This is a genomic window from Maridesulfovibrio pacificus (SeqCode), assembly GCF_048612815.1.
Lineage (GTDB): Bacteria > Desulfobacterota > Desulfovibrionia > Desulfovibrionales > Desulfovibrionaceae > Maridesulfovibrio > Maridesulfovibrio pacificus.
This window is the reverse complement of record NZ_JBLZNE010000002.1, coordinates 14,050-26,666: the sequence shown is the minus strand read 5'-3', so window position 1 is coordinate 26,666 and position 12,617 is coordinate 14,050. Positions and strand designations below refer to the sequence as shown.

At 47.2% G+C, this 12,617-nt stretch carries 14 protein-coding genes; 10 read left to right on the top strand and 4 right to left on the bottom strand.

The window, feature by feature from the left end; all coding sequences use genetic code 11:
• Position 1: 1 nt before the first annotated feature.
• Positions 2-841, top strand: coding sequence for an arginase family protein (locus ACNI23_RS17510; protein ID WP_420250602.1), 840 nt, complete (start codon positions 2-4; stop codon positions 839-841).
• An 86-nt stretch (positions 842-927) separates the two neighbouring features.
• On the opposite strand, the gene ACNI23_RS17505 is transcribed toward ACNI23_RS17510, so the two are convergent.
• Complete coding sequence (locus ACNI23_RS17505) at positions 928-1,539, bottom strand: tetratricopeptide repeat protein (protein ID WP_420250601.1); 612 nt, start codon at positions 1,537-1,539, stop codon at positions 928-930.
• Between the two features lie 599 nt (positions 1,540-2,138).
• Between ACNI23_RS17505 and ACNI23_RS17500 the strand changes: the two genes are divergently transcribed.
• Positions 2,139-3,515 (top strand): alanine/glycine:cation symporter family protein, encoded by a 1,377-nt coding sequence (locus tag ACNI23_RS17500; RefSeq protein WP_420250600.1) that lies wholly within the window; start codon positions 2,139-2,141, stop codon positions 3,513-3,515.
• Positions 3,516-3,649: 134 nt separating this feature from the next.
• Here ACNI23_RS17500 and ACNI23_RS17495 read toward each other — a convergent pair whose 3' ends face one another.
• On the bottom strand, positions 3,650-4,204 hold the full coding sequence (locus ACNI23_RS17495) for a TetR/AcrR family transcriptional regulator (RefSeq protein WP_420250599.1): 555 nt from the start codon (positions 4,202-4,204) through the stop codon (positions 3,650-3,652).
• A 194-nt stretch (positions 4,205-4,398) separates the two neighbouring features.
• Here ACNI23_RS17495 and ACNI23_RS17490 point away from each other — a divergent pair, with 194 nt between their 5' ends.
• A complete protein-coding gene (locus tag ACNI23_RS17490) occupies positions 4,399-4,707 on the top strand; it encodes an IscA/HesB family protein (protein WP_420250598.1) in 309 nt (102 codons plus the stop codon).
• Between the two features lie 191 nt (positions 4,708-4,898).
• Positions 4,899-5,786 carry a tetratricopeptide repeat protein gene (locus tag ACNI23_RS17485; RefSeq protein WP_420250597.1) on the top strand — a complete coding sequence of 296 codons (888 nt, stop codon included), beginning with the start codon at positions 4,899-4,901 and terminating at the stop codon, positions 5,784-5,786.
• A 10-nt stretch (positions 5,787-5,796) separates the two neighbouring features.
• Here ACNI23_RS17485 and ACNI23_RS17480 read toward each other — a convergent pair whose 3' ends face one another.
• Both ACNI23_RS17480 and ACNI23_RS17475 read right to left on the bottom strand, forming a co-directional pair.
• Positions 5,797-6,555 (bottom strand): substrate-binding periplasmic protein, encoded by a 759-nt coding sequence (locus tag ACNI23_RS17480; protein ID WP_420250596.1) that lies wholly within the window; start codon positions 6,553-6,555, stop codon positions 5,797-5,799.
• 161 nt (positions 6,556-6,716) lie between these two features.
• The gene (locus ACNI23_RS17475) at positions 6,717-7,376 is read right to left on the bottom strand and encodes a CBS domain-containing protein (protein WP_420250595.1); all 660 of its coding nucleotides are present in this window, start codon (positions 7,374-7,376) and stop codon (positions 6,717-6,719) included.
• Positions 7,377-7,730: 354 nt separating this feature from the next.
• On the opposite strand from ACNI23_RS17475, the gene ACNI23_RS17470 reads away from it, so the two are divergent.
• The 6 genes from ACNI23_RS17470 to ACNI23_RS17445 all read left to right on the top strand — a co-directional run bounded on the left by ACNI23_RS17470 (position 7,731) and on the right by ACNI23_RS17445 (position 12,617).
• The gene (locus ACNI23_RS17470) at positions 7,731-8,081 is read left to right on the top strand and encodes a hydrogenase maturation nickel metallochaperone HypA/HybF (RefSeq protein WP_420250594.1); all 351 of its coding nucleotides are present in this window, start codon (positions 7,731-7,733) and stop codon (positions 8,079-8,081) included.
• Between the two features lie 15 nt (positions 8,082-8,096).
• Positions 8,097-8,753: a hydrogenase nickel incorporation protein HypB gene (hypB, locus tag ACNI23_RS17465; RefSeq protein ID WP_420250593.1), complete on the top strand. Its 657-nt coding sequence runs from the start codon at positions 8,097-8,099 to the stop codon at positions 8,751-8,753.
• Positions 8,754-8,862: 109 nt separating this feature from the next.
• Positions 8,863-10,197, top strand: a complete 1,335-nt coding sequence (locus ACNI23_RS17460; protein ID WP_420250592.1) for a sigma-54 interaction domain-containing protein — start codon at positions 8,863-8,865, stop codon at positions 10,195-10,197.
• A gap of 132 nt (positions 10,198-10,329) precedes the next feature.
• Positions 10,330-10,800: a NifB/NifX family molybdenum-iron cluster-binding protein gene (locus ACNI23_RS17455; protein WP_420250591.1), complete on the top strand. Its 471-nt coding sequence runs from the start codon at positions 10,330-10,332 to the stop codon at positions 10,798-10,800.
• Position 10,801: 1 nt separating this feature from the next.
• Positions 10,802-11,161, top strand: coding sequence for a NifB/NifX family molybdenum-iron cluster-binding protein (locus ACNI23_RS17450; RefSeq protein WP_420250590.1), 360 nt, complete (start codon positions 10,802-10,804; stop codon positions 11,159-11,161).
• Positions 11,162-11,351: 190 nt separating this feature from the next.
• Entirely contained in the window at positions 11,352-12,617 is a 1,266-nt protein-coding gene (locus tag ACNI23_RS17445; RefSeq protein ID WP_420250589.1) for an iron-sulfur cluster carrier protein MrpORP, read from the top strand.

Sequence of the window (12,617 nt, the reverse complement as noted above, 5' to 3'; positions counted from 1 at the left end):
CTTGAAAGACCTCACTCTTGTTTTCCCGCAATGGCAGGGATCAATCGATAACGAAGCTCTACATAAGGGAGCTTATGCACTGGCAGAAGGTATAAGAAATCTTCCTGCTGTCACTACTGTGAAAATAGAACCTTTCAGGAAACTTAAAGCCGGGGGCTCCATTGCCGGACAGGACGAGATTGTTCAGCAGTTGAAGAATGCCCTTTCCATAATTGAACAGGCTAAACCGGAACGCGTCCTACTGCTGGGCGGGGACTGCGGAACCGAACTCGCTCCTGTTTCATGGATGTCACGCAAACACGGTGATAAAATGGCCCTGATCTGGTTTGACGCCCACCCTGATCTGAACACCCCGACAACCTCTAAGTCAGGCCGTTTCCAAGGGATGGCTCTTTCTGCCATTCTTGGAAACGCAGGACCGGAAATCAATACGGCAATGTTCGATCCGCTTAACTCCGGACAGGTGTTCCTTGCCGGAACCAGATCTTTTGATCCCCCGGAACTGGAATTCATTGTACGCAACAAGATAACATTTTTCGGACCCGGAGAACTTGAACGGGACCCGGCATGGTTGGGAAAACAAATCAAAAAAGCAGGATTCAGCAAAGTTTACATCCATCTTGATGTGGACGCAGTCGACCCTCTCGGTTTCGGGCATGGTAAACCGACTCCGCCGGCAGGACTCAAGTTCGGAAACGTCCTTAGAATCATCGAAGAAGTAAACAGCAGGCTGGACATATGCGGAATTGGTATAACAGAATTTCACCCCGGAAATGAAAGAGGGATAGAAAAAGCTGCTTTATTGATTGAAAAGACACTTCACGGATTTATCTCTAAGTAAAATCATCAAAAGAACAAAGCCGTACGGCAACTATTAATGCAGTACGGCTTTTATACATTGGAAACACGAAGTATTATATCAAAACATCAAGACAAATCCCTAATCATATCCTTGACCAGCTTCCCGTTGGGAGTTCGTGCCCCCGGATTCATCTGCACCAACCCATTCCATGCCTGAATAGCACCGGCTTTATCTTTAAGGTCGTAATAAAGAACAATCCCTTTATTTAAGCGCGCAGTTTCATGTTTCGGAGAGGCAAGAATAGCCTTATCAAAACTCTCGACCGCCTTTTGCGGATTGCCGCTACGGCGGTACATGACTCCTAGATCGGTAAGTACATGCGCATTATCAGGCTCTATCGCAAGTGATTTACTGTAGGCATCTATAGCTTTGTCATACTGATCTGTATCAAAATACAGGTTACCGAGCTTCGTCCACAGGTTTACGGAATCCGGCTGGGATTCCAAAAGTTTTTTTGTCTCTTCAATCTGCTGCGCGAATCCACCTGCGTTCCCGGATCCACCTGCTACATGCGGTGTAGACGAATCCTTCAACGCAGGCATGAATACCCCGCCAAAGAATAGCCCCACAGCCAATGCTGCGACCACGATAATGATCATGTTGCTATTTTTTTTGCTATTGCCCGAAGACTGTCTTCCTTTTGTTGAGGATTTTCTCCCCTTTTTTTTCTTTCCCAAACCTTTCTCCCTGTCACTTCCGGCCTCAAATTCCGAAGTGCTTTTCATGTAAATTGCACATGCAAAGTGCAACAAATTACCGCTTTGTGCAAAATTGCGTACATTTAAGCACAAAACACATTGAAAACAACCGCCAGTCATTATTTCCTACATTAATCAGCAATAGCCATACCAGTCTTCACCCGTAATGATTCGCAACACTTTTATGACAAAAATGAATATTCAAAAATTATCAAATTTCATAAATTTAAATATTTCTCAAAATTCGACCTTAATTTTTAGCAAAACGAAATATGCAGTTTTTATTTTATCTATTTGAAAGTTTTTTAACTTATACAAAGTTAAAACAACAAACTACAGAAATGTAGTTTCTAAATACAAAACACCGAAAACAACAAGCAATAGAAGATAAACACTTTAACGTTTTGCATTAAAAACAGTTACTATTTTGAGCCAAATAAAAATTCACAATAAATTTCTTGCTCATTTCTTCTGCTTTATGTACGTAGTTCAGAATATTATTTTGCAAAGGGGCAATTCTGCGAACCTGTGCTATGAATTCGCAGGATTTTGGTGCTAAAAAAAACAAGGGATTATTTATGGATTTCATGACTTCACTGGACGCTATTGTAGGTAAGATCGGCGCATTTGCATGGGGACCACCTATGCTGATTCTCCTGGTTGGTACGGGTTTCTGGCTGACCCTCGCACTGCGCGGCGTTCAGTTCAGCAAATTGTTCTACGCATTGTACCTTGCACTTATCAAACGCAAGGAAGAAACAGATGAACCCGGCGACATCACCCACTTTCAGGCCTTGATGACCGCTCTTTCCGCGACAGTAGGTACCGGTAACATTGCAGGTGTTGCTACCGCGGTTGCAGTCGGTGGACCGGGTGCTCTTTTCTGGATGTGGATCACCGGCCTCGTAGGCATGGCCACCAAATACGCTGAAGCTGTTCTGGCTGTTAAATACAGAGAAGTTGATGAAAACGGTGAAATGAGCGGTGGCCCGATGTACTATATTTCCAAGGGTCTCAACATGCCTTGGCTTGGTACACTCTTCGCGATTTTCGCATCCATCGCTGCCTTTGGTATCGGTAACATGGTACAGTCTAACTCCGTTGCTGATGCGGTTGAAGCAACTTACGGTGTTTCTCCCTACATCACCGGCGGCCTGCTGATGATCCTGACTGCTGCCGTTATCCTCGGTGGTATCAAGAAAATCGGTAAAGTTACCGGAATGCTTGTACCTATTATGATCGTGTTCTACATGGCAGGCGCATCATATATCATCCTTACCAACCTCTCCGGTGTTCCCGCCGCTTTTGCTCTTATTTTCGAGCAGGCTTTCAACCCCACTTCCGCAGTTGGCGGTTTTGCAGGCGCAACCGTAATGCTGGCTATCCGCATGGGTGTTGCCCGCGGTGTATTCTCCAACGAATCCGGTCTCGGTAGTGCTCCTATCGCAGCTGCTGCGGCGCAGACCAAAGAGCCTGTAACCCAGGCCCTGGTCTCCATGACCCAGACTTTCATCGATACTCTTGTCGTTTGTACCATGACAGGTCTTGTTCTCATCCTCACCGGAGCATGGTCCAACGGTACCACCGGTGCAGAGCTGACCACAATAGCCTTTTCTGCGGGCATGTCAGGCGGTGCGCATATCGTTACCATCGGCCTGATTCTTTTCGCCTACTCCACCATCCTCGGCTGGTGCTACTATGGTGAAAAATCCATGGAATACCTGTTCGGTGTAAAGGCAGTACTGCCCTTCCGCCTCGTATTCATCTGCTTCGTAGGTGTTGGTGCCATCGCCAAGCTCAGCTTCGTATGGAACCTCTCCGACACATTTAACGGTCTTATGGCTATCCCCAACCTCATCGGTCTGATCATGCTGACCCCGGTTGTTGTAAAAGAAACCAAGGCCTACTTCGCCAAGCAGGACACAAAAGCAGCCACACAGACTGAAAACAAATAGTCTGCTACGGATAAATGCACATAGAATCCCCCGCCCGGAATACGGACGGGGGATTTCTTTTATTCACTGACACTGAGCAATAAAAAAAGGCTGCCCCGCTAAGGACAGCCTTTAAGTAATCATTTCAGCAAAATCTAATTCAGAATACTGCGACGACAGAATTCAACAGCCTCAGCGCGGACATCCCTGCGATCAGGCCAGTAAAGCTGCATTCGGGTCAGACCGAAGATAATGGTCATAACCACAGTTGCATTTTCTTCCACAGCCACATCACGAACAGTGCCCTTTTTGATACCGAGCTTGATGCAATCCTCAAGAATCAATTCAAGGTTCTTCAGAAAAACAGCCATCAGACGTTTAGAAGAATCAAGCAGTCCGTAAGTGGAAAGCATAATTTTCATATCGATTTCATTCTCTTCTACAAAAGAAAAATACTCATTCATAATCTCTTCAATAGAGCAGTCGTCACGGTCTAACTTCTGGCGGATGGCTTCGATATAATAAGAGAAACTTTCCTCAAGAGCATCCAGAATATGAAGCAGGATGTCTTCTTTGCTTTCAAAATGTCTATAGATGGTACCTTCAGAAATATTGGCCATTTTTGCCAGATTGGCGGTAGTGGCTTTGTGGAAACCCACCTCTGAAATCATTTCCTTGGCTGTTGCGAGGATGATATCCTTGGTTTTCATTCTACGGTCTCCCTTGAGCGTCCGAACGCCCTTGATCAAGTTAAAAAATATTTAATTAGAATTATGTCGGATTACTAACACTCTTTCTGAACTGTATTATTTACCCCATGCAAGAAGCAAGGTCAACCTGAGTAGATTGACAAAAACTGATAGAGAACTTAATTTGTATAGATAAATCCTATGAGGAGGAAACAATGGTTGAAATTACCGAAGCTGCGCAAAAACAGCTTGAAAACTATTTTGCAGATAAAGATAGGACCCCCATCCGCATCTACCTTGCCACTGGTGGCTGAGCTGGCCCCAGGCTGGCATTGGCTCTGGATGAGTCAAAAGATAACGATGAAAGTTTTGAAGTAGAAGGTTTTACCTTCCTGCTTGATAAAGACCTTAACGAACAGGGCAGCCCCTTCCGCGTTGACCTCAGCTATACTGGTTTCGTAATTGATTCCAAGCTTGAGCTCGGCGGCGGCGAATGCGGTTCCTGCTCTGGTAGCTGCGGTTAAGTCGCAGCACAGGAAAAGTTTTACTCTTTTCCTGAACGCGTTAACCTGACAGTTCAAGCCTTTTCGGGCTTTTAAGGCCGTCTCTTTTGAGGCGGCCTTTTTTTTATTTCTTAATCATAAGAATACGTACTTTCCAGACGAGCAAAGCCTGTGTAAAATGAATCCCACTTGACTAAATAATGGAGTTTAACGTGAGGAAACGGGAAAAGATTCAAGGTGTTTTTTCAGCTAAAAAAAAATCTGTAATCGGAACAGGTACGACAAAAAAAAGGACTGAACAAACCACATACTGGTACGCAGAAGAGCAGGAGAACGGAGTCCTGAATGTTCAGGCCCTGAATACCAATTACATCCCCACCGGACCGCAGGCTGCGGTAGAAATGGAGATGTTTTTGAAAGATTACCATCCCGAGCCTGAAATTTATCTGAAAAAAGTCATCCCTAATGTTGATAAGCTGGAAAAAACTATTTCGCTGGGCGAAAGTCACAGAGCAAAAGGCGAAAGCTACAGTGCCGAATATGAATTCAACAAAGCCATGAGTCTTGATGAATTAAATGTGCGCGTTAATTTCGGACTGGGGCTGACTTATCTTGATCGTGGGGAAATGGAACGGGCAGATGATATTTTCAAAAGGCTGATTGGGCTTGAGAGCTGCTATGAACCGCAGCACAAACACCTGTTCAATGAGTTCGGGATATCCTTGCGCAAAAACGGTATGTTAAAGCAGGCTCTTGAATACTACCTGAGAGCAGAAAAGCTGGTTGAAGAAGATGAAAACCTTCATATGAATATTGCCCGGGTCCACTTTGAACAGGGAGACCTCAAGTCATGCCTTGAACACCTCAGAAAGGCTTTGCGTTTAAACAAAAGTCTTGAAGAGGCTTGCATCTTCCTAAACTTTCTCAAAGGAAAAGGATTCATCGAAGAATGCACTCTGGATCAGGTCATTGAAAAAACTGCTGATGATAACAAAGCTCTGGAGTCACTGCTGAAAAGTAATCCAACACCGGTTATACATACCACAAGTACACAGGCCCGCAAAAATGACTCCTTAACCGATGAACTTAATTTTCTGTAATCAAAAGCAACTAATCCGGGCACTTTTCAATCCATTTTTCCTGAATCTTCCGGATAGTGCCCCGGTCCACCAGAGTATTAAACGCCTTCTGCCAGCGAAGGACCTTTTCCTGATCTGTAGACTTTGAAATGGTAAGATAAAGCTTAACATTATGGAAAGTGAGAATAGGAACGGCCCTTTTGCGAAGTTCTAAATCATTACTGAGGAACCCCGACACGCCTATATTGGATGTTGCCACCAGCTCAACCCTACCACGAAGAAGTTTTTTAAAATTGGCCTCCTGAGAATCCATTACCTCAAGATTAGTAAACCCTTTGCTTTTTAAAAACTGAGCCCGGGCATCATTGCGATAGACCCCGATGCCGGAAACATTTTTCGCATCTTCAAATGTCTTCACCTTATCTCTGACACCTTTCAAACCATAAAAAACCCATTTATAACAAGCAATAGGTCCGATCCAATGGAACTGATCTTCCCGCTCTTTAGTCCTGGCTGTGGAAAAAAGCATTACGTCCGAATGATTAAGAAGATGCCTGTAGCCACGCGCCCAAGGCATTACTTCTATAGTCGCAGTGCAACCAATTTCCTCTTTCAAAGCCTCAACAACTTCAACTCCGAATCCGGACAGCCGCCCGTTCTCCTGAATAGTTGAAGGATAACTGAGTTCAGTAATAATTCTGAGCCCACAATCATCTGCCACCCCCACAGAGGGCGTAAAGGACAAAATCGACACAACAGCCAACAACGAAACAACTATACGGTACACCATAAAATCGGGCTCACTTATTGCTCTATTGGTAAATGTAAACACTCCCTCTATTTATACTCTTATTGAACCTTAAAAACAACAAAAGCTCAAAAAAAAGCCGGAAACAGAGGGTCTGTATCCGGCTTCATTCTCTCAGGCATTACGCCGGGGAAAATATGAATTTATTTGGTGGACCATTCAGCCATGAAATCTTCAGGACCAACCACCAGATATTTACGTTCTTGGAGTGCCGCAACAACGGGAGAAGGGTCTTCGGTGTCGACACGTATAACCACCATTCTGCGGTTATTGTGGTGAAAAAGGCCGGTACTGATAATATTGTACTTCATATTGGAAATAATCCCGGCCACCTCGTAAAGGACACCGGTCCGCTCTTCAACATCTACAACAATTCGGGAACCGCCCTGCTTAAGCCCCATCTCTTCAACCAGCAGCTCAAGCATCTTGTTACGGTTGATATAACCGATGAGTTTCTTATTTTCATCGACAACAGCAAGACCGGAAAGATTCATTTCGAACATAAGGTCTGCCGCTGCTTCAATTTCGGTTTCCGGCGGAATGGTGGTGATGTTCTCACGCACAACTTCCCGAACGGTAATTTTACTCAGCAGGTAGCTGAGTTCATGTTTATCCAGAGAGCTTATTACTGAAGGCAAGGCCGCACGGACATCTTCTTTGGTGACATACCCTACGAGGTTTTCCCCGTCTTTAACAAGAAGCATCCACAACTGATTGTCTTCCAGAATTTTGTCCGCTTCCTTGACCAAGGTATCAGGAGTTACGGTCACAAAGTCCTTGAGCATTTTCAGTCCCACATACATCTGCATGTCCTCCAAAATCCGGAAAGAGCCCGGTGCGTAAAAAAGTTTAAATATTCAAAGGATCAGGCGCGCAAAATCCGACCGCAAACATGCAGCCGAATCCCCCGCTGATATATCCCCGTGAAATGCCGCCGGACATGACGGCAAGATGAAACACCCCCTCCATACCCAAGCTTTCATCCACTTGCAAGACATGCCCGTACTTGCATTCATTTTTTATTTTATCATACCAACCATAAAGAGAGCTCCATCATTACTATGAACTACACTTATTATTAATCGTGCTACGATAGTTAGCGATTTATGCGTTAAAGCACCTTGCCCCTGATAATTTTTTGAGTTAGTCCAGATTCCATGCACGAAATGTCAATAGCGCAAAGTATACTTGCAATCATTGAAGAGGAAATGGAAAAGCAACCCGGTGCCAGCCTCAAAAAAGTTGTGGTAGGTAACGGTGCGCTTGCGGGAGTAGTCTCCGATGCTCTCACTTTCGGTTGGGAAGCAGTTACTGTTGGAACCTCCCTTCAAGGGTCGGTTCTTGAAGTTAACGAAATCCCCATCAAAGTACGCTGCGGCGGGTGCAAGAACGAATTTTTACCCGAAGACAAACTTTATATGGCATGTCCGGAATGCGGTCTGGAAATAGGTCATGAAGTACTTCAGGGCAAGGAATTGCAGATCGAAAGCATCGAGATTGATGATTAACTTAAGGAGTTAGAAATGGGTGAAATCCCTGTGGTACGCAATATTCTGGAAGCAAATGACAGAATTGCCGATGAACTGAACAAATTTTTCAAAGAAAAAAATATTCTCTGCCTCAACCTGATGAGCTCACCCGGGTCCGGTAAAACCAGTCTGCTGGAAAAGACCCTCGCTGACCTCAAAGGTGAATTCAAGATGGCCGTCATCGAAGGTGACCTCCAGACAGACAACGACGCACGCCGTGTTGCCGCAACCGGAGCACAGGCCGTTCAGATCAATACTGAAGGCGGATGCCACCTTAACTCCAGCCAGGTAAAGGAAGCACTTTCCCTGATCGACCTTGAAGGACTCGATATTCTTTTCGTGGAAAACGTGGGCAACCTCGTATGCCCCGCTGAATTCAATGTTGGTGAAGATCACAAGATCACCCTGCTGACCGTAACTGAGGGCGATGACAAACCTGAAAAGTATCCCCTTATGTTCCATATTTCTTCTGTCATGATCCTTAACAAAATCGACCTCCTGCCCTACGTGGATTTCGATCTTGAAAAGGCCAAACAGCATGCACGTAAACTGAACGCAGACATCGCCCTTTTCCCTCTGTCCTGCCGCACACGGGAAGGACTGGAAGCATGGTACGAATGGCTCCGCAAAGCCCGCGCTGAAAAAGCATAATTTTTGTCTCCGACGGCTGTGGAAGCGAAACTTTTAAAGAAGTTTTGCTTCCACAGACCCCATCCCTTCAAAACCTTTTATAAGGCTTCGCCCTTTTGATGGATGTTTCATGAAATTCCCTAGCAACCTGCCGTGCTCCGCAGTTCTTGACTCTTTAGCAGACGGGGTGTTTACGGTAGACCGGGACTGGAACATAACATTCTTTAACGAAGCTGCCAGCCGAATCACCGGAGTCCATCCCGAAGAAGCGGTTGGCTCAAAATGCTGGGACGTTTTCCACTCCAGCCTTTGCGACGGTGACTGCGCCCTGCGCACCTGCATGAACGATTGCGGACGCATCTCCAACAAATCCATATTTTTCATCCACGCTGACGGACGCAAGGTTCCGGTTTCCATCAGCGCCGCACCACTTGTTGACGGCGATGGAAAACTCATAGGCGGCGTGGAAAGCTTCCGTGACCTGACTGATATTCAGATGATCCGCCGTGAGGTGGAAGATTCATGGCGCTTTGAAGACATCATCGGTAAAAGCGCACAGCTTGGAAAAGTATTTTCCATCCTGCCCCAAGTCAGTAAAAGTGAAGCCACTGTTCTCCTGCTTGGAGAATCCGGCACGGGTAAAGAACTTTTCGCCCGGGCCATTCATAACCTCAGTGAACGTAAAGATGGCCCTTTTGTAGCTGTAAACTGCGGCGCCCTGCCTGATAATCTGCTGGAATCAGAACTTTTCGGTTACAAGGCCGGAGCCTTTACCGATGCCCGCAAAGACAAGGCCGGACGCTTCGAACTGGCTGCAGGTGGCACAATTTTCCTTGATGAAATCGGGGACATGCCTGCCAAATTACAGGTCAAACTGCTTCGCGTATTACAGGAAAAAACTTTTGAGCCGCTTGGGGCGGTGCAGAGCGTGAAAACCAACGTCCGGGTTGTAGCCGCCACCAATAAAAATCTGTCAGAACTGGTGGAACAGGGTGCATTCCGACAGGACCTCTACTACCGCCTGAATGTAGTGACCCTCAACCTTCCTCCGCTCAAGGCGCGGGTCGAGGACATCCCTCTCCTGATCAACCACTTTGTAAACAGGCTCAATGCCCTGCAAGGCAAAGATATCGACGGTATTTCCGAAGACACACTGCACATCCTCATGCGCCATCCCTTCCCCGGCAATGTGCGGGAACTGGAAAACATCCTCGAGTTCGCTTTTATTCTCTGCCCTTCGGGCTTTATTCAGGTCGAACACCTGCCGGAATATCTCCAGCCGAAATCAAAAGAAACAGCCTCACACGAAGACATGCCGCTGACCATGGATGAAATCAAATGCATGGCTGTGCGTCGTGCTCTTGAGCGCAACAACGGCAAGAAAATGGCCACCTGCCGCGAACTGGGTATTTCCAAAGACACCCTTCGCCGCACCATCGCGCGCTGCGATGACATGGACGCATAATTAGCCCGCATATCTACCTTTTCGGCTAATTTTGATCTAAAACCCCCTCTCTCCATCTCTTCCAAATTCTAATAAATATCCGATTTAATTCTTTTTTATCCTCATGGCACAAACTATGCCTTATAGCCTTCCATGAGAGGAAACGAAGGACGCAATACCAACTCAACGCTGCTTTGTTTAGCCTGCTACGAAGACAGGCTGGCCTCCGTATTTGACAATGCCCCGGACCTGAAATTGTTCCGGGTGGATGACAATAAAATTTGTCCCGCAGGCTACCTATCCCTTCCCTCAAAAGACCCAAAGGACAGGACATCCGCCATTACAGCCTGCGGGGCAACGTTTTTAATATGCGGTGCAATCTGCGGTTGCACTATGAATGAACTGGAACAGGCCGGAGTTAGAGTTGTACCGTGGATTACGGGAATGACCGAGCAAGTGCTCTCCGCCTATCAAAAGGACTGTCTGGAAGACCATGTCATGCCCGGATGCAGGGGCAGAGGCAGGTGCGGACAGGGAAACAGGGGCTTCAGGGCCAGAAAGGGTGTGCAGGATACAATGCACCCCTGCGAACCGACCCTGGACTCAGTGCACAGGAGTAAATAATATGAAAATCGCCATCAGCTGTCAGGGCAATGATCTCAACGGAGATATCGACCCTCGTTTCGGTCGCGCAAAAGGCTTTCTGGTCTGCGATACCGATACCGATACTCAGGAATACATCGACAACACCCAGAACCTGAATGCGGCTCAGGGTGCAGGAATCCAGTCTGCCCAGAACGTAGCCGCCACCGGCGCAACTGCGGTAATCACCGGACACGTAGGCCCTAAGGCCTTTACCGCACTAGATAAAGGCTCCATCGAAGTCTACCTCGTAGGCGGAGGGACTGTTGCAGAAGCCCTGTCTTCCTTTAAAGACGGCAAGCTCGAAGCTGCTGCGGATGCGGACAAACCGGGCCACTGGTAAAATTTCCTTTATCGCGTTCAGTCATGCCTTTTCTCCTCTCCCTTGCTCTGCGGGCATGACTGAACCTTTCAACCATTGACAAGTCAGGTTCACGTCTTAGTTTACCTTGTAATGCCTATTGTGACAGATTGGACAATCTGTTTTTAATAATGACTACCCCCTCTGCCAATGAGGGTCAGGAGATTGATATATGAGCGATCACGCATGCGGAAGCTGCTCTTCATCAGGTTCCGGCTGTTCTTCTTCCGGTTGTTCTGAAGGTTGCAGCCCCGAAGATATGAAACTGAAAAAAACCCTTTCCAGAATCAAACACAAAATCGTGGTTATTTCCGGTAAAGGCGGCGTCGGTAAAAGTACTGTAGCAACCAATATTGCCGTTGCTCTCTCTCTTGCCGGTAAACAGGTCGGACTGCTTGACGTTGACGTACACGGTCCCAGTGTTCCCCGCCTGCTCAGCCTGCAGGATGAGAAACCTCACATCGGGCATGAAGTGATCGAACCCATCTCCTGGTCCAGCAATCTCTGGGTTATGTCCCTCGGCTTCATGCTGCCCAGCAAAGACGATCCGGTAATCTGGCGTGGTCCCGTAAAAATCGGCATGATCAAACAATTCGTACAGGATGTTGCATGGAACGACCTCGACTTCCTCGTCGTTGACTGCCCTCCCGGAACCGGTGACGAACCTCTTTCCGCATTGCAGACCCTCGGTCAGGACGCTCACGCAGTTATCGTAACAACCCCGCAGGGCGTTGCTATTGACGATGTGCGCCGTTCCGTTAACTTCTGCAAACAGGTCGGCAACCCCGTTCTCGGTATTGTAGAGAACATGAGCGGATTCGTCTGCCCCGATTGCGGAAATGTACACGATATTTTCAATTCAGGCGGCGGTGAAGAACTTGCCAAGGAAACCGGAGTCAAGTTCCTTGGTCGCGTACCTCTTGACCCCGAAGTGGGCCGTTCCGGTGATGAAGGTTACCCCATCATCCGCACTGACCACGAAAGCCCCACCGGCAAGGCTCTGAACACCATCATCAAGCCCATGCTGGATCTCACCGACACTTTGCAGGAGAACAATGAAATGCCTAAGCCTGAAGAGCTTCAAGCTAAAAACGGCATGATCAGAATCGCAGTACCCGTTGCAGCAGGCAAACTCTGCATGCACTTCGGGCATTGTGAACAGTTCGCACTGATGGACGTTGATGTCGCCACCAAGGGAATTGTTGCCACCAACATGGAAACTCCCCCGCCCCACGAACCGGGTGTGCTTCCCAAATGGATCGCAGATCAGGGCGTACAGCTGGTACTCGCCGGCGGCATGGGTTCAAGGGCACAGTCCCTGTTCACCGATGCAGGCGTAAAAGTCATTGTCGGTTCCCCTGCTGAAGCACCTGAAAACGTGGTTTCCAGCTACCTTGCAGGAAGCCTCCAGACAGGCTCCAACACCTGCGACCACTAG

Bases quoted from the DNA above. Each gene is read 5' to 3' on its own strand.
- ACNI23_RS17500 (WP_420250600.1), top strand. From the start codon at position 2,139: ATGGATTTCATGACTTCACTGGACGCTATTGTAGGTAAGATCGGCGCA.
- ACNI23_RS17495 (WP_420250599.1), bottom strand. From the start codon at position 4,204: ATGAAAACCAAGGATATCATCCTCGCAACAGCCAAGGAAATGATTTCA.
- ACNI23_RS17480 (WP_420250596.1), bottom strand. From the start codon at position 6,555: ATGGTGTACCGTATAGTTGTTTCGTTGTTGGCTGTTGTGTCGATTTTG.
- ACNI23_RS17475 (WP_420250595.1), bottom strand. From the start codon at position 7,376: ATGTATGTGGGACTGAAAATGCTCAAGGACTTTGTGACCGTAACTCCT.
- ACNI23_RS17470 (WP_420250594.1), top strand. From the start codon at position 7,731: ATGCACGAAATGTCAATAGCGCAAAGTATACTTGCAATCATTGAAGAG.
- hypB (WP_420250593.1), top strand. From the start codon at position 8,097: ATGGGTGAAATCCCTGTGGTACGCAATATTCTGGAAGCAAATGACAGA.
- ACNI23_RS17460 (WP_420250592.1), top strand. From the start codon at position 8,863: ATGAAATTCCCTAGCAACCTGCCGTGCTCCGCAGTTCTTGACTCTTTA.
- ACNI23_RS17455 (WP_420250591.1), top strand. From the start codon at position 10,330: ATGAGAGGAAACGAAGGACGCAATACCAACTCAACGCTGCTTTGTTTA.
- ACNI23_RS17450 (WP_420250590.1), top strand. From the start codon at position 10,802: ATGAAAATCGCCATCAGCTGTCAGGGCAATGATCTCAACGGAGATATC.
- ACNI23_RS17445 (WP_420250589.1), top strand. From the start codon at position 11,352: ATGAGCGATCACGCATGCGGAAGCTGCTCTTCATCAGGTTCCGGCTGT.